Source organism: Streptomyces sp. NPDC026092, from assembly GCF_040638605.1.
Lineage (GTDB): Bacteria > Actinomycetota > Actinomycetes > Streptomycetales > Streptomycetaceae > Streptomyces.
In genome coordinates this window covers 141,531-158,122 of the sequence record NZ_JBEZYN010000016.1, presented here as the reverse complement: position 1 = coordinate 158,122, position 16,592 = coordinate 141,531, and the positions used below count along the sequence as shown (strand labels likewise).

General features: G+C 72.3%; 10 protein-coding genes. 6 read left to right on the top strand and 4 right to left on the bottom strand.

All coding sequences use genetic code 11. The features are described from left to right. Positions 1 to 25: 25 nt before the first annotated feature. From AB0F56_RS25265 to pulA, 5 genes are all read left to right on the top strand, one after another. Positions 26 to 853, top strand: a complete 828-nt coding sequence (locus tag AB0F56_RS25265; protein WP_362013616.1) for a carbohydrate ABC transporter permease — start codon at positions 26 to 28, stop codon at positions 851 to 853. A 68-nt stretch (positions 854 to 921) separates the two neighbouring features. Beyond that, positions 922 to 2,574, top strand: coding sequence for a glycoside hydrolase family 13 protein (locus AB0F56_RS25260; protein WP_362013533.1), 1,653 nt, complete (start codon positions 922 to 924; stop codon positions 2,572 to 2,574). After that, positions 2,562 to 3,644 (top strand): LacI family DNA-binding transcriptional regulator, encoded by a 1,083-nt coding sequence (locus AB0F56_RS25255; RefSeq protein ID WP_362013531.1) that lies wholly within the window; start codon positions 2,562 to 2,564, stop codon positions 3,642 to 3,644. The genes AB0F56_RS25260 and AB0F56_RS25255 overlap by 13 nt, the downstream gene beginning before the upstream one ends. A gap of 122 nt (positions 3,645 to 3,766) precedes the next feature. After that, positions 3,767 to 5,458 (top strand): carbohydrate-binding module family 20 domain-containing protein, encoded by a 1,692-nt coding sequence (locus tag AB0F56_RS25250; protein WP_362013529.1) that lies wholly within the window; start codon positions 3,767 to 3,769, stop codon positions 5,456 to 5,458. A 649-nt stretch (positions 5,459 to 6,107) separates the two neighbouring features. Then, a complete protein-coding gene (gene pulA / locus AB0F56_RS25245) occupies positions 6,108 to 11,483 on the top strand; it encodes a pullulanase-type alpha-1,6-glucosidase (RefSeq protein ID WP_362013527.1) in 5,376 nt (1,791 codons plus the stop codon). A 45-nt stretch (positions 11,484 to 11,528) separates the two neighbouring features. Here the strand turns inward: pulA and AB0F56_RS25240 are convergent, their stop codons facing one another. Beyond that, a complete protein-coding gene (locus AB0F56_RS25240) occupies positions 11,529 to 12,242 on the bottom strand; it encodes a TetR/AcrR family transcriptional regulator (RefSeq protein ID WP_362013525.1) in 714 nt (237 codons plus the stop codon). Between the two features lie 38 nt (positions 12,243 to 12,280). Here AB0F56_RS25240 and AB0F56_RS25235 point away from each other — a divergent pair, with 38 nt between their 5' ends. Beyond that, entirely contained in the window at positions 12,281 to 12,547 is a 267-nt protein-coding gene (locus AB0F56_RS25235) for a hypothetical protein (protein WP_362013524.1), read from the top strand. Positions 12,548 to 12,555: 8 nt separating this feature from the next. Here AB0F56_RS25235 and AB0F56_RS25230 read toward each other — a convergent pair whose 3' ends face one another. The 3 genes from AB0F56_RS25230 to AB0F56_RS25220 form a co-directional block, all read right to left on the bottom strand. Then, the gene (locus tag AB0F56_RS25230) at positions 12,556 to 13,608 is read right to left on the bottom strand and encodes a PDR/VanB family oxidoreductase (RefSeq protein ID WP_362013522.1); all 1,053 of its coding nucleotides are present in this window, start codon (positions 13,606 to 13,608) and stop codon (positions 12,556 to 12,558) included. Position 13,609: 1 nt separating this feature from the next. Continuing rightward, positions 13,610 to 14,494: a metal-dependent hydrolase gene (locus tag AB0F56_RS25225; protein ID WP_362013520.1), complete on the bottom strand. Its 885-nt coding sequence runs from the start codon at positions 14,492 to 14,494 to the stop codon at positions 13,610 to 13,612. A gap of 83 nt (positions 14,495 to 14,577) precedes the next feature. Beyond that, positions 14,578 to 16,527, bottom strand: a complete 1,950-nt coding sequence (locus AB0F56_RS25220; RefSeq protein WP_362013614.1) for a hypothetical protein — start codon at positions 16,525 to 16,527, stop codon at positions 14,578 to 14,580. Positions 16,528 to 16,592 lie beyond the last annotated feature (65 nt).

The following is a 16,592-nucleotide window of genomic DNA, read 5'->3' as shown; positions in this document are numbered from 1 at the left end:
CACGAACACCACCGCCAACACCCCGATGCGCGGCCGCCGTTCGCCGCTCGCCTCGGTCGGGCTGCACGCCACCCTGATCGTGGCCTCCGTGATCGCCGTCTTCCCGGTGCTCTGGGTCTTCCTGACCTCGATCAAGCCGGCCAAGTACGCGACCACCACGGACTTCGTCAAGGAGACGACGTTCGAGAACTACACGAACCTGCTGAACGACACCCCGTTCCTCACCTGGTTCGGCAACTCGCTGCTCGTCGCCGGTCTCACCACGGTCCTCGGGGTCTTCATCGCCTCCACCACCGGCTACGCCGTCAGCCGCTTCCGGTTCCCCGGCAAGCGCGGGCTGATGTGGACGCTGCTGATCACCCAGATGTTCCCGGTCGCCGTCCTGATCGTGCCGATCTACAACATCATGTCGTCGATGGGGCTGCTCAACGAGCCCGCCGGCCTGGTCATCACGTACCTCACCATCGCCGTGCCGTTCTGCGCCTGGATGATGAAGGGCTTCTTCGACACCATCCCGCGCGAGATCGACGAGTCCGGGCAGGTCGACGGCCTCACCCCGTTCGGCACCTTCTGGCGGCTCATCCTGCCGCTCGCCAAGCCCGGCATCGCGGTGACGGCGTTCTACTCCTTCATCACCGCCTGGGGCGAGGTCGCCTACGCCTCCGCCTTCATGGTCGGCGACGAGAACCTCACCCTGGCCGGCGGCCTGCAGAAGTTCGTCAACCAGTACGGCGCCCAGTGGGGCCCCATGTCCGCGGCGTCCGTCCTCATCGCCCTCCCGGCCGCGCTGGTGTTCCTCTTCGTCCAGCGGCACCTGGTGACCGGCATGTCCGCCGGCGCGGTGAAGGGCTAGCGGCGGCTGTCCGCCCGCTCCCGTATTCGTCTTCGTCCTTACGCCTCTCCTTACCGATCAAGGAAGACATGACCCAGCATCTCGCTGCCCCCGCCGCCGCCCCGACCACCGGCACGCACACGGGCTGGTGGAGAGACGCGGTGATCTACCAGGTCTACCCACGCAGCTTCGCCGACGGAAACGGCGACGGCATGGGCGACCTGGAGGGCATCCGCAGCCGGCTGCCGTATCTGAAGGACCTCGGCGTCGACGCCGTCTGGCTCAGCCCCTTCTACGCCTCCCCGCAGGCCGACGCCGGCTACGACGTCGCCGACTACCGGGCCATCGACCCGATGTTCGGCAACCTGCTCGACGCCGACGCGCTCATCCGCGAGGCGCACGAGCTGGACTTGCGGATCATCGTCGACCTGGTGCCCAACCACTCCTCCGACCAGCACGAGTGGTTCCAGCGCGCGCTGCGCGAGGGCCCCGGCTCCCCGCTGCGCGAGCGCTACCACTTCCGCCCCGGCAAGGGCGAGAACGGCGAACTGCCGCCCAACGACTGGGAGTCCATCTTCGGCGGCCCCGCCTGGACGCGGGTGGCGGACGGCGACTGGTACCTGCACCTCTTCGCGCCCGAGCAGCCCGACTTCAACTGGGAACACCCCGCCGTACGCGACGAGTTCCGCTCCATCCTGCGCTTCTGGCTCGACATGGGCGTCGACGGCTTCCGCGTCGACGTCGCCCACGGCCTGGTCAAGGCCGAGGGCCTCCCGGACATCGGCGCCCACGACCAGCTCAAGCTGCTCGGCAACGACGTCATGCCCTTCTTCGACCAGGACGGCGTCCACGAGATCTACCGCTCCTGGCGCCAGGTCCTGAGCGAGTACGACGGCGAGCGCGTCCTCGTCGCCGAGGCGTGGACCCCGACCGTCGAGCGCACCGCCCACTACGTCCGCCCCGACGAGATGCACCAGGCCTTCAACTTCCAGTACCTGGGCACCCATTGGGACGCCGAGGAGCTGCGCCGGGTCATCGACGCCTCGCTCGCCGCGATGCGCCCGGTCGGCGCGCCCACCACCTGGGTGCTCTCCAACCACGACGTCACCCGGCACGCGACCCGCTTCGCCAACCCGGCGGGCCTCGGCACCCAGCTGCGCGAGCCCGGCGACCGCGCGCTCGGCCTGCGCCGGGCCCGGGCGGCGACGCTCCTGATGCTGGCGCTGCCCGGCTCGGCGTACGTCTACCAGGGCGAGGAGCTCGGTCTGCCGGACGTCACCGACCTGCCCGACGAAGTGCGTCAGGACCCGTCGTTCTTCCGGGCCACCGGCCAGGACGGCTTCCGCGACGGCTGCCGGGTGCCCATCCCGTGGACCGTCGAGGGTTCGTCGTACGGCTTCGGCGACGGCGGCAGCTGGCTGCCGCAGCCGGCGACCTGGGGCGGCCTGAGCGTCGAGGCCCAGGCGGGCGACCCCGGCTCCACCCTGGAGCTGTACCGCAGCGCGCTCGCGGTGCGCCGCGAGCGACCCGAACTCGGTGCGGGCGAAGGCGTCGAGTGGCTGGAGGCACCCGAGGGTGTGCTCTCCTTCCGCCGCGACGGCTTCGTCTGCACCGCCAACACCACCGGCCGGGCCATCTCCGTCCCGCTGCCCGGCCGGTTCCTCCTCTCCAACGAGACCGTCTCCCACGGAGAGGGTGTCGTGGAACTGCCCGCCGACACCACCGTCTGGTGGGCGGTGTGACCGTTCCCCTGCCGCGGGGCGCCGGGAACGGCGCCCCGCGGCTCGCGGACATCGCGGCCCAGTCGGGCGTCAGCGAGGCCACGGTCAGCCGCGTCCTCAACGGCAAGGCGGGTGTGGCCGGCGGCACCCGGCACCGCGTCCTGGCCGCGCTCGACGTGCTCGGCTACGAGCGTCCCGTACGGCTCAAACGCCGCAGCGCGGGCCTGGTCGGCCTGGTCGTGCCCGAGCTGACCAACCCGATCTTCCCCGCGTTCGCGCAGGTCATCGAGCAGGTCCTGGCCGGGCACGGCTACACCCCCGTGCTCTGCACCCAGATGCCGGGCGGGGCCACCGAGGACGAGCTGGTCGAGCAGCTGGAGGAGCGCGGGGTCACCGGCATCGTGTTCCTCTCCGGGCTGCACGCGGACGCCACCGCCGACCCTGAGCGGTACGTCCGACTGGCCGCGCGGGGCGTCCCGTTCGTCCTCATCAACGGCTACAACGAGCGCGTGGACGCCAACTTCGTCTCGCCCGACGACCGCGCCGCGGCGCGGATGGCCGTACGGCACCTGGTCGAGCTTGGCCACGAGCGGATCGGCCTGGCGATCGGGCCGACGCGTTACGTCCCCTCGCGCCGGAAGGCCGAGGGCTTCACGGCCGAGCTGCACGCGACCCTCGGCCTGGACCGTGCGGAGGCCGAACGGTACATCCGGCCCACGCTGTTCGGCGTCGAGGGCGGGCACGCGGCGGCCGACATCCTGCTCGACCAGGGCTGCACCGGGATCGTGTGCGGCTCCGACCTGATGGCGCTCGGCGCGATCCGCGCGGTGCGCGCCCGGGGCCTCGACGTGCCCCGTGACGTGTCGGTGGTCGGCTTCGACGACTCGCCGCTCATCGCCTTCACCGACCCGCCGCTCACCACCGTGCGCCAGCCCGTGCAGGCGATGGCTACGGCGGCGGTGGGCGCGCTCCTGGAGGAGGTGGAGGGCAACCCCGTGCAGCGCACGGAGTTCGTCTTCCAGCCGGAGCTGGTGGTACGCGGCTCCACGGCGCAGCCGCCGGCCGGGCGCTCGCTGCAACTCCTTGCGTAATTGCTTGCGTTGAGGGGTCCAAAGGGTTGACCCCGCCCCGGGGCGCTCGTACGGTCACGGCTGAAAACAGTTGCTGTTATTTTCGGCAACTTCTTGCGACAGGGACGTCGTCAGGAGGAATCATGGCCAGAAAGACCGTGGCCGCTGCACTCGCCTTGGTGGCGGGAGCCGCTGTGGCCGTCACGGCGCCGCCGCCCGCCCCGGCGTGGGCGGCGGCACCCGGGCCCAAGGACGTCACCGCGGTGATGTTCGAGTGGAAGTTCGCCTCGGTGGCCAAGGCCTGTACGGACCAGCTCGGTCCGGCCGGCTACGGCTACGTACAGGTCTCGCCGCCCCAGGAACGGATCCAGGGCTCGACCTGGTGGACCGCGTACCAGCCCGTCAGCTACAAGATCGCCGGACCGCTCGGTGACCGCACCGCCTTCAAGTCGATGGTCGACACCTGCCACGCGGCGGGTGTGAAGGTCGTCGCCGACACCGTCATCAACCACATGGCGAACGCGTCGGGTACGGGGACGGGCGGAACCTCGTTCTCCAAGTACGACTACCCGGGCCTGTACTCGGGCGCCGACATGGACGACTGCCGGGCCACCATCTCCACCTACCAGGACCGGGCCAACGTCCAGAACTGCGAGCTGGTGGGCCTCCCGGACCTCGACACCGGCGAGGACTGGGTGCGGGGCCGGATCGCCGCGTACATGAACGACCTGCTGTCGCTGGGCGTGGACGGCTTCCGCGTCGACGCGGCCAAGCACATGCCGGCGGCGGACCTCGCGAACATCAAGTCGCGGCTGAGCAACCCGGGCGTCTACTGGAAGCAGGAGGCGATATTCGGGGCCGGTGAGGCGGTGTCGCCGAGCGAGTACCTGGGCAACGGGGACGTGCAGGAGTTCCGCTACGCGCGGGACCTGAAGCGGATCTTCGGCTCGGAGAAGCTGTCGTACCTGAGCAACTTCGGCGAATCATGGGGCTACATGCCGTCGGGCTCGTCGGGCGTCTTCGTGGACAACCACGACACGGAGCGCGGCGGCGACACCCTCAACTACAAGAACGGCGCGACGTACACCCTGGCCTCGGTGTTCATGCTGGCCTGGCCGTACGGCTCCCCGGACGTCCACTCCGGCTACGAGTGGTCCGACAAGGACGCGGGCGCGCCGGGCGGTGGCCAGGTCAACGCCTGCTACACCGACGGGTGGAAGTGCCAGCACGCGTGGCGCGAGATCGCCTCGATGGTGGGCTTCCGCAACGCGACGCGCGGCACGGCGGTCGGCAACTGGTGGGACAACGGCAACAACGCGATCGCGTTCGGGCGGGGCGACAAGGGGTACGTCGCGATCAACCACGAGAGCGGCTCGCTGACGCGCACGTTCCAGACGGGGCTGGCAGCGGGCACGTACTGCGACGTGCAGACCGGCACGCCGGTGACGGTGAACGCGTCGGGCCAGTTCACGGCGACGCTGGGGTCGAACACGGCGCTGGCGCTGCACGCGAACGCGCGCACGTGCGCGCCGCCTTCATCGACGTCGGGGGCGTCCTTCGGGGTCACGGCGACGACGACGGTGGGCCAGAACATCTACGTGACGGGCAACCGCACGGAGCTGGGCAACTGGTCCCCGACGGCGGCGCTGAAACTGGACCCGGCGTCGTACCCGACCTGGAAGCTGGACGTCCCCCTCCCGGCGGGCACGACGTTCGAGTACAAGTACCTCCGCAAGGACGCGGCGGGCAACGTGACGTGGGAGTCGGGCGCGAACCGCGTAGCGACGGTCCCGTCGGCCGGCCAGGTATCCCTGACGGACACGTTCCGCACGTGACGCACGGCGCCTGTACGGGGCCGGGCTGAACGACCCCGTACCGGGGGACGGGCTGAGCGCCCCTGCCTCGGGCACCGCCCCCGTGGGTTGTGCCCACCCGTTCCGCCCCGGCGGAACGTTTGCCCACGACGGTGGTTGCGGCGGCGGCGCGAAGCTGCGGCCCGCGTGCGGGGCTCGGGCTGAACGTCCTTGTCCCGGGCACTGCCCCCGTGCCGGGGCCCGGCCGAACGGCCCTGCCTCGGGCACCGCCCCCGTGGGTTGTGCCCACCCCGTTCCGCCCCGGCGGAACGTTTGCCCACGACGGGGGTCGCGATCCTGCGGCGCGCACCGCCCACCGGCGGCGCCGCGGGGCCGTGGCCCACGGTCTTGTTCCGGGTGCCGCCCTTGTGGGTTGTGCCCATCCGGTCCGCCCCGGCGGAACGCCCGCCCACAAAGGGAGCCGCCACCCGGCGGCGCCCCGCCCACCGCCCGCGGCGCGGACCTGCCGCGCCACCCGCCCACCGCCTTGCGGCGCGAAGCCGCCGCACCGCCCGCCCCCCGGGGCCCGGGGGGCGAAGCCCCCGGTAGTACCGGCCCGCCCCCACCAGCCCCCGGCAGAGTTTCGGGGAGGGGTGGGGCGGGGTGTCCGAACTCGTTAAGGAGAACGCACTTGTTCCGCACCGGACGATCGCGCGCCCTAGGCGTCGCCCTCGCCGCGAGTCTGGCGGTCGGGCTCGGCCCCGCCCTCCCCGCAGCCGCCGCGCCCCCGCCCCCACCACCCCCCACCGACCGGGCGCTCGCCGACCAACCCGCCCGCCACGACCTCACCCGCGAGCAGTTCTACTTCGTCCTGCCCGACCGCTTCGCCAACGGCGACCCCGCCAACGACCGCGGCCGCCTCACCGGCACCCGCCTCCAGACCGGGTTCGACCCTGCCGACAAGGGGTTCTACCAAGGTGGCGACCTCAAGGGGCTCACGAAGAAGCTCGACTACATCAAGGGGCTCGGCACCACCGCCATCTGGCTCGCGCCGATCTTCAAGAACCAGCCCGTCCAGGGCACCGGCAAGGACGCCAGCGCCGGCTACCACGGCTACTGGATCACCGACTTCACCCAGGTCGACCCCCACTTCGGCACCAACGCCGACCTGGAGAAGCTGATCGACCAGGCCCACGCCAAGGGCATGAAGGTCTTCTTCGACGTCATCACCAACCACACCGCCGACGTCGTCGACTATGAGGAGAAGGCGTACGACTACCTCTCCAAGGGTGCCTTCCCGTACCTGACGAACGACGGCGTCCCCTTCGACGACCGCAGCGGCACCTTCCCCCGCGTCGACGCCGACTCCTTCCCCCGCACCCCCGTCGTCCCCGCCGACAAGAAGAACCTCAAGGTTCCCTCCTGGCTCAACGACCCCACGATGTACCACAACCGCGGCGACTCCACCTTCGCCGGCGAGTCCTCCCAGTACGGCGACTTCGTCGGACTCGACGACCTCTGGACCGAGCGTCCCGAGGTCGTCGAGGGGATGGAGAAGATCTACCAGCGGTGGGTTCGGGACTTCCGCATAGACGGGTTCCGTATCGACACCGTCAAGCACGTCGACACCGCCTTCTGGACCCAGTGGGCCACCGCCCTCGACGCGTACGCCGCCAAGCGCGGGCGCGACGACTTCTTCATGTTCGGTGAGGTGTACTCCGCCGACCCGGCGATCACCGCCCCGTACGTCACCGAGGGCCGCCTCGACGCCACCCTCGACTTCCCCTTCCAGGACGCCGCCCGCGCCTTCGCCTCCCAGGGCGGTCCGGCGGACAAGCTGGCCAACCTCTTCGGCCAGGACTACCGCTACACCACCGACAAGGCCAACGCCTACGAGTCCGTGCCCTTCCTCGGCAACCACGACATGGGCCGCTTCGGCACCTTCCTGAAGCAGGACAACCCGAAGGCCGACGACGCCGAACTCCTCGCCCGCTACCGGCTCGCCAACGAGCTGATGTTCCTCACCCGGGGCAACCCCGTCGTCTACTACGGCGACGAGCAGGGCTACACCGGCGCCGGCGGCGACAAGGACGCCCGCCAGACCCTCTTCGCCTCGAAGACCGCCGACTACCTGGACGACGACCAGCTCGGCACCGACCGCACCCACGCCACCGACGCGTACGACCCCACGCACCCCCTCTACCGGCAGATCGCCGCCCTCTCGAAGCTCACGCGCGAGCACCCCGCTCTGCGCGACGGCGTCCAGGAGCAGCGGTACGCCGAGGGCAACGTCTACGCCTTCTCCCGTACCGACGCCCGGGCCAAGGTCGAGTACGTCGTCGCCGTGAACAGCTCCACCGAGGCCAGGACCGTCGAGATCCCCACCGGCTCCGCCGCCGGCACGGACTTCACCGCCCTCCACGGCGGCGGCTCGACCCGCGTCACCAGCGCCGGTGACACCAAGGTCAAGGTGACCGTCCCCGCCCTCGGCTCCCTCGTGCTCAAGGCCGCCAAGCCGCTCCCCGCGCCCGCCGCCACCCCCACGCTCACCCTCAAGGCGCCCGCCGCCGGAGCCACCGGCACCGTCGAGATCAGCGCCGACGTCGACGGCGGCCGGCTCAACCGCGTCGTCTTCGCCGCCCAGACCGGCACCGGGAAGTGGCAGGTCCTCGGCTCCGCCGACCACGCCCCGTACAAGGTCACCCAGAAGGTCACCGCGCCCGCCGGAACGGCCCTGCGCTACAAGGCCGTCGTCGTCGACAGCGCCGGCCGCACCGCGAGCGCGACCACCGCGACCACCAGCGGCGCCCCGGCCGTCGAGCAGCCGCCGACCGCCACCCAGCGCGACTACGCGATCGTCCACTACAAGCGCCCCGCCGGGGACTACGACGACTGGGGCCTCTACACCTGGGGCGACATCGCCGACGGCGAGGGCACCACCTGGCCCGCCGGAAAGCCGTTCACCGGCCGTGACGCGTACGGCGCCTTCGCCTACGTCAAGCTCAAGCCCGGCGCCTCCTCGGTCGGCTTCATCGCCGTGAACAAGGACGGCGTCAAGGACACCGACGCCGACCGGACCGTCGACCTGTCCCGCACCGGCGAGGTCTGGATCGAGCAGGGCAAGCCGACCGTCATGAACTCCGCGCCCGACGGTGCGTACCCGCCGCAGGACACGACCAAGGCCGTCCTGCACTACAAGCGGGCCGACGGGAACTACACGGGCTGGGGGCTGCACACCTGGACCGGCGCCGCGAACCCCACCGACTGGAGCAAGCCGCTGGAGCCGGTCCGCGTCGACGCCTACGGAGCCGTCTACGAGGTCCCGCTCGCCGCCGGCGCCACCTCCCTCTCCTACATCCTCCACAAGGGCGACGAGAAGGACCTGCCCAGCGACCAGTCCCTCGACCTGAAGGCCAACGGCCACGAGGTCTGGCTGCTCGGCGGCCAGGAGAAGTACCTGCTCCCGCAGCCCAAGGGCGGCGGCGCGGCCCTGGACCTCACCAAGGCCCAGGCCGTCTGGATCGACGGGACGACGCTCGCCTGGAACGGCAGCGACGCCGCCGCCTCCAGCGTGCTGCTCGCCTCCCGCGACGGTTCGATCATCGTCGAGGACGGCGCGCTGAGCGGCGACCGGCAGGTGCTGCGCCTGAACCGGACGCAGCTCACGGACGCCCAGAAGGCCGCGTTCCCGCACCTGAAGTCGTACGGCGCCTTCACCGTCGACCCGCGCGACCGCGACCGGATCCGCGAGGCCCTGGGGGGTCAGCTCGTCGCCGCCCAGTACGCCGCGAACGGCGCCGTCCTGACCGCCACCGGCGTCCAGCTCGCCGGGGTCCTCGACGCGCTGTACGCGCCGAAGGCGACCGGCGCCGACCTCGGCCCGGTCTTCCGCAACGGCCGTCCCACGCTCTCCCTCTGGGCGCCCACCGCCCAGTCGGTCGCCCTCGAACTCGACGGCAGGACCGTGCCCATGCGCCGCGACGACGCCTCCGGCGTCTGGTCGGCCACCGGCACGCGCGCGTGGACCGGAAAGCCGTACCGGTACGTGGTGAAGGTCTGGGCCCCGAGCGTCCAGCGGCTCGTCACCAACAAGGTCACCGACCCCTACTCCACCGCCCTGACCACCGACTCCACCCACAGCCTCGTCGTCGACCTCACGGACCCGAAGCTCGCCCCCAAGGGCTGGACCGGCCTGAAGAAGCCCGCGGCCGTCCCCCTGCGGGACGCCCAGATCCAGGAGCTCCACGTCCGCGACTTCTCGATCGCGGACACCACGGCCGTCCCGGCCCACCGGGGCACGTACCTCGCCTTCACCGACGCGGGCAGCAAGGGCTCGCGCCACCTTCGTGACCTGGCCGCCTCGGGGACCTCGTACGTCCACCTCCTCCCGGCCTTCGACATCGGCACGATCCCCGAGAAGAAGTCCGACCAGACCGCCCCCGCCTGCGACCTGAAGGTCTACGCCCCCGACTCCGAGGAGCAGCAGGCCTGCGTGGCCGCCGCCGCGGCCAAGGACGCCTACAACTGGGGCTACGACCCGCTGCACTACACCGTCCCCGAGGGCTCCTACGCCACCGACCCCGAAGGCACCCGCCGCACGGTCGAGTTCCGGCAGATGGTCCAGTCCCTCAACGGGGCCGGACTGCGCACGGTCATGGACGTCGTCTACAACCACACGGTGGCGAGCGGCCAGGCCGACAGGTCCGTCCTGGACAAGGTCGTGCCCGGCTACTACCAGCGCCTCCAGGCCGACGGCTCCGTCGCCACCTCCACCTGCTGCGCCAACACCGCGCCCGAGAACGCCATGATGGGCAAGCTCGTCGTGGACTCGGTCGTCACCTGGGCCAAGCAGTACAAGGTGGACGGCTTCCGCTTCGACCTCATGGGCCACCACCCGAAGGCGAACATCCTCGCCGTCCGCAAGGCCCTGGACGCGCTGACCGTGGCGAAGGACGGTGTCGACGGCAAGGCGATCGTCCTCTACGGCGAGGGCTGGAACTTCGGCGAGATCGCCGACGACGCCCGCTTCGTCCAGGCCACCCAGAAGAACATGGCCGGCACCGGGATCGCGACCTTCTCCGACCGGGCCCGTGACGCCGTGCGCGGCGGCGGCCCCTTCGACGAGGACCCGGGCGTCCAGGGCTTCGCCTCGGGCCTCTTCACCGACCCCAACTCCTCGACGGCCAACGGCACCCCGGAGCAGCAGAAGGCCCGCCTGCTCCACTACCAGGACCTGATCAAGGTCGGTCTCTCCGGCAACCTCGCCGACTACACCTTCACCGACACCTCGGGCCGTACGGTCAAGGGCAGCCAGGTCGACTACAACGGCTCCCCGGCGGGGTACGCGGCGGCCCCCGGCGACGCGCTCGCGTACGCCGACGCCCACGACAACGAGACCCTGTACGACGCGCTCGCCTTCAAGCTCCCGGCGACCACCTCGGCCGCCGACCGGGCGCGCATGCAGGTCCTCGCCATGGCGACGGCGACGCTCTCGCAGGGCCCCGCGCTCTCCCAGGCGGGCTCTGACCTGCTGCGTTCCAAGTCGCTCGACCGCAACTCGTACGACAGCGGTGACTGGTTCAACGCGATCCACTGGGACTGCCGGGACGGCAACGGCTTCGGCCGCGGCCTGCCGCCGGCGGCGGACAACAAGCCGAAGTGGGGGTACGGAAAGCCCCTGCTGACCGCCCCCTCACTGACGGTCGGCTGCGCCGAGATCGACGGAGCCTCGGCCGCGTACCGGGACCTGCAGAAGATCCGTACGACCGAGCCCGCCTTCTCCCTGGCGACCGCCGGGCAGGTCCAGGACGCCCTGTCCTTCCCGCTCTCGGGCACGGACGAGACCCCGGGCGTGATCACCATGCGTCTGGGCGACCTCGTGGCGGTCTTCAACGCGACCCCGCAGCGGCAGCCCCAGCGGATCGCGGCCCTGTCCGGAAAGCCCTACGCCCTCCACCCGCTCCAGGCGGCGGGCGCGGACACCACGGCGAAGTCGGCGTCCTACGACCCGACGACGGGCACCTTCACGGTCCCGTCCCGCACAGTGGCCGTCTTCAAGGCCGGCTGAGCACAGGGCCGGGTGGGCACTCCTCAGGGGGTGCCCACCCGGCGGCTAGCGCGCGCCCTGCGCCGGCACCCTCGGTACCAGGGTCATGAGCCGGCCGACCAGCTCGCCGAACGGGCCGTCCGACGGCTCGTCGGCGAGCATGCGGATCAGTATGTCCGCCATCTCCGTGTCGTACGCCGCACTCACCGCCGCGAGGGCCGCGAAGTCGTGCACCAGCTGGAGCTCGAGCTCCGCGCGCGGCACCCGACGCCCGTCGAGCCAGATCAGCGCCGTCGACTCCGCCAGCGACACCCAGGAGCGGACGACCAGTTCCAGGCGGGCCGAGGGGGTCTCCACCTCCAGGTGCGCCAGGATCTGCTCGTACGCCGCCTGCCGCACCTCGTCGATCATCGCGTTCGTCGTGGAGGAGCCCACCGCGGGGCCGCCCCGCATCAGCGCCGCGAAGCCCGGGCCGTGGTCGTCGACGAAGTCGAAGAACCGGCCCATCACCCGCAGCAGCCGCGCGCCAAGGGGCCCATGCGGCGGCTCCAGGAAGCGGGCGGCCAGCTCGTCCGCCGCCCGCCGCAGCGCCGCCTCGTACAGGCTCTGCTTGCCGGGGAAGTAGTGGTAGACCAGCGGCCGCGAGATCCCCGCGGCCGCGGCGATCTCGTCGATGGAGACCTCGTCGGGCGAGCGGTGGCTGAACAGCTCGAGGGCCACCCCGATCAGCTGCTGCTTGCGCTCCTCGACGCCCATCCTGCGGCGCACTCCGGTCGTCATGCGAACAGCCTAACGGGCGTCCGATACGCTCCCTCGACATGAGCACATCCGGTTTGAGCCCGAAGCAGGCACGCCAACTACGGATAGCCGCCGCGTCCGTTCTGCTGGTCGCCATGGCCGTGGTCCTGGCGATCCGGCTCGCGAGCCGGACGTCCGTTCTGGTCGTCGGCGTGTACGGGCTCGCGATGATCCTCTGCGGCGTCGTGATCGAGCTCTCCCGCAACGGCCGTACCCGCCTGGGCACCTGGCTCCTGGTGGGCGGCCTCGCGGCCGCCCTCGCCTTCGACTGGCTGATCCTGCCCTGACCCGACCCCTACAGGTCCAGTACCAGGCGCTCCCCGGCGCACCGCGAGACGCAGATCAGCATCGAGCCCGGCCGCTCTCCGTCCGTGAGCAGCTCGTCCCGGTGGTCGACCTCGCCCTCCAGGACCCGCTGTTGGCAGGTGCCGCAGAAGCCCTGCTCGCAGGAGTACGCGACCCCGGGCACCGCGCCCCGGACGGCGGCGAGGACCGACTGGTCGGCGGCCACCGTCACCGTACGCCCGGAGCGGCGCAGTTCGACCTCGAACGGGCCGCCGCCCGCCGTACCGGCGGGGGAGAAGCGCTCCAGGTGCGCGGTCCGGCCCTCGGGCAGCGCGGCGGACACCGCGGCCATCAGGCCCTCGGGGCCGCAGCAGTAGACGACCGCCTCCTCGGCGAGCTCGGCGAGGAAGCCGAGGTCGGGGCGGCCGGACTCGTCCTCGGTCACCACCGACACCCTGCCGCCGGCGAGCTTCTCGATCTCCTCCACGTACGGCAGGGTCGCGCGGCTGCGCCCGCAGTACAGCAGCCGCCACTCCGCGCCCGCCGCCTCCGCCGCGCGCAGCATCGGAAGGACAGGCGTGATGCCGATGCCTCCCGCCACGAAGACGTACGCCGGGGCGTCGACGAGCGGGAAGCGGTTGCGCGGCCCGCGGATCTCGATCTCCGTGCCCACGTGGAGCTGCTCGTGCACCTCGCGCGAACCGCCCCGGCCGTCCTCGATGAGCCGGGTCGCCACGGTGTACGCGTCGGTCTCGGCCGGGTCGCCGCACAGCGAGTACTGGCGGACGAGCCCGGACGGCAGGATCAGGTCGATGTGGGCGCCCGGCTGCCAGGCGGGCAGGCCGGTGCCTTCCAGGCGGAGCCGGACCACGCCCTCGGCGGGCTCGGTGCGCTCGGCGACCAGGACCCTGAGGGTCACGGTCGCGAGCCGGCCGCGGCCCGAGGTCGGCTCGTCGAGGGCGGGCATCGGCCAGAGCGGGGCGGCGGTGATCCGGCGGCGCATGGCGCGCTTGGCGAGGACCGCGGCCCCGGCGATCAGGACGACGGTACGGAGACGGGGCATGTCAGCGGCCTCCGTTGGCGCCGGGGGAGTTGGCCAGGTACGCGACGGCCTGGGCGGTGTTCCCCTCCTGGGAGGGGTGGTAGGCCCGGCTGAGGTAGCGCGGGACGGCCCGCAGCAGGTCGGGTGTGGACGGCAGCACACCCTCCCGGCCCTTGCGGACCAACTGGCCCACCGAGGCACGGCCGTCGACGAGCGTCGGGTCGTTCTCCATGAAGAAGCGGGTGCCGCGCTGCCAGAGGAAGACCAGCGCGGTGAACGCGGTGGCCCAGGTGCGGGCGCGGCGCCGGTAGCCGCCGTCGAGGTGCATGAACAGCTCGAAGGCGACCGAGCGGTGCTCGACCTCCTCCGCGCCGTGCCAGCGCAGCAGGTCCAGCATCGTCGGGTCCGCGCCCCGCCGGTCCAACTCCTCGGCGTTCAGTACCCAGTTGCCGAGGAAGGCCGTGTAGTGCTCGATGGCGGCGATCAGCGCCACCCGCTCCATCAGCCACCAGCGCCGCGCCCGGCCGGGCGGCAGGGTCCGGTCGCTGAGCAGCTTCTCGAAGAACCAGTCGACCTGCGCGGTGTACGGAGTGGGGTCCAGGCCCAGCTTCTTGAGGTGCGGGAGCACGTCGTCGTGGGCCTGGGAGTGGACGGCCTCCTGGCCGATGAAGCCGATGACGTCGCTACGCAGCCGGTCGTCGGTGATGAACGGGAGCACCTGCTTGTACACGTGCACGAACCAGCGTTCGCCGGCCGGGAGCAGCAGGTGCAGCACGTTGATGGTGTGGGTCGTGAACGGGTCGCCGGGAACCCAGTGGAGCGGGGTCTCCTCCCAGTCGAAGGAGACCTTGCGGGCCTTGAGTTCGATGTGCTCCGACGCCACCGGTGCAGGCTGCGTATTAGACATGCCGTCAATGTACTGAGGGGTAAGCAGTTGGCAACAGGGTCGTGCACGAGATTTCGACCCGCGCGTGATCCAGGCGAATCGCCCTAGCGCAGCGCCCCCACCCGCGTCCCGTTCCTCAGTGTGCCGTCGAGGTTCGCACGGGCGCCCGCCTTCGCCCGTACCGCGAGCAGCCGGCCCTCCGCCTCGCCCTTCACGCCGCCCGTGGTGCGCAGCGACACGAACTCCCCGCTGCCCGCGGCCAGGACGTACCAGTGCCCGCTCTTCGCCTGCCAGAGCACCCCCGCCAGGACCCTCGGGTCGCGCACCCCGCACGTCGGGGACTCCTCGGCCCGGGCCGCGACGGCCGCGGCCACCTTCGGCGCCTGGACCTGGAACTGGGCGAGGACCCGGCTCCCGTTGCCCCGCCAGGTCTCCGCCCGCGCGCACACCCAGGCCGCCCGGCCCCCGCCCTCGGGCAGCCGCTGCTCGGCGAACGGCCAGGCGTTCACCGACCGCACCCCGTGCGAGCGGACCGCGGTGAGCCCGCACGCCGCCCGCGCCCACATCTCCCGCGCCGCCCTGGCCGTCGCGTCCTTCCCCGTCACGTCCTTGGGCGCCGAGGGCGGCCCCGAGGTCAGCCGGGCCGGGGCCAGTTCTCCGAGATCGGCAAGCAGCCGCTCCCCGGTCGCGTCCCGCACCTGGAGCGTGTTCCACGCCGTGCACCCCTGGGCCTGCGCCGGGCTGAGCAGGGGCTCGGTCACCCCGTGCGCGTCGCGGCCGAGCCGCCAGGGCTCCTTGGCCGGCGCCAGCAGGTCCCGCACGGCCGTCTCCTGTACCCAAGGCGCCGTCAGATAGCGGACGTTGGCCGTCGTACGGGAGAGCACGAGCGCCGCCGAACCGACCAGGTCCGCGCCGTCGGTCCGCGCGAAGTCCAGGGCCGCCCCCGCGCTCCCCGCACGCGGCTCCGCGTACCGGACCGCCCGCAGCCCGTCGTGCAGCAGCACGATCCGCGAGCCGTCCACCTCGCCCGCGTACAGCAGCTGGGGCGGGCCCATCGGGGGGCCCACCGGCGTCCCCGGGGTCGCCGAGGACCGCACCGCCGGGCCCGGCCTCGCCCACACCGCGAGGGCCCGGCGCAGCAGCCCCCGGTCGTCCGCCAGGGCGCCCCTGGCCGGCCACACCGAGAAGTCCGTCCGCGCCGAGCTCTGCCAGTACCCGGCCGGGACGCGCCGCAGCTTCGCCGGGTCGAGCGCCGCCTCGGCGGCCGGATTGCGCGCGTACGAGGGCGCGGCGGCGCCGGGGCCCCAGCCGTCGCCGGGCAGCCCGAGCAGCGTCCCGCACACCAGGGCGGCCGCGAGGGCGGCGAGCGCGGCCCGGCCGTGTTGGCGGCGGCGCATCAGGTCCGGCGGTCGGGCCTGGAGCGAGCAGGGATCGAACTCGGGCGAGTCGAGGAGGGCGTACTGCGCGGGGAGCTCGTCCGCCTCCGCGAGCGCCGCCGCCGCGTCGGCCCGCGCCACCCCGGCCGCCCCGAGCACCCGCAGCACCTCAGGGTCGCCCTGCCGCTCCAGCCCCCGCAGCACGTACACCGCGCGGGCCGGTCCGGAGAGCGCGGAGAGCCTCTGGTCCAGGGCCAGTTCGTCGGCCCCGCCGGCCCGCGGGAACAGCCGCAGCCCCCACACCTGCGGCAGCAGCGGCGGGAACTGCGGCCGCCGGGGCAGCGCCCGGCGCAGCAGCGGCAGCCCCGCGATCAGCGCCTGCCGCAGCACCTCGCCCCGCACGTACGCGTACCCGGGGTCGACGGCGTCCTCGGCCCGGCGCGCTCCGGGGATCCCGGAACCGGACGTCCGGCGGCGCGGCAGCGAGCCCTGGACGAGCGCGTGCGCCGTCAGGACCCGCCGGTTGCGCCCGAGCGAGGGCGGCAGCACGAGGTACGCGATCCGGACGAGACGCTGGTAGTGCTCGACGAGCGCCGCCTCGGCCTGTTCGACATCGACCGGGTCGAGGGGGGAGCCGAGGGGGGAGGCGTCGAGTTCCTGGGTGCTCACATTCAGCAGAACGAGCGAATGGTGCGATGGTCACCTCGGACGGGTCCCCCGGACGGGTCCCTCGGACGGAGGAC

Bases quoted from the DNA above. Each gene is read 5' to 3' on its own strand.
- AB0F56_RS25260 (WP_362013533.1), top strand. From the start codon at position 922: ATGACCCAGCATCTCGCTGCCCCCGCCGCCGCCCCGACCACCGGCACG.
- AB0F56_RS25225 (WP_362013520.1), bottom strand. From the start codon at position 14,494: ATGTCTAATACGCAGCCTGCACCGGTGGCGTCGGAGCACATCGAACTC.
- AB0F56_RS25240 (WP_362013525.1), bottom strand. From the start codon at position 12,242: ATGACGACCGGAGTGCGCCGCAGGATGGGCGTCGAGGAGCGCAAGCAG.
- AB0F56_RS25250 (WP_362013529.1), top strand. From the start codon at position 3,767: ATGGCCAGAAAGACCGTGGCCGCTGCACTCGCCTTGGTGGCGGGAGCC.
- AB0F56_RS25235 (WP_362013524.1), top strand. From the start codon at position 12,281: ATGAGCACATCCGGTTTGAGCCCGAAGCAGGCACGCCAACTACGGATA.
- AB0F56_RS25230 (WP_362013522.1), bottom strand. From the start codon at position 13,608: ATGCCCCGTCTCCGTACCGTCGTCCTGATCGCCGGGGCCGCGGTCCTC.
- AB0F56_RS25265 (WP_362013616.1), top strand. From the start codon at position 26: ATGCGCGGCCGCCGTTCGCCGCTCGCCTCGGTCGGGCTGCACGCCACC.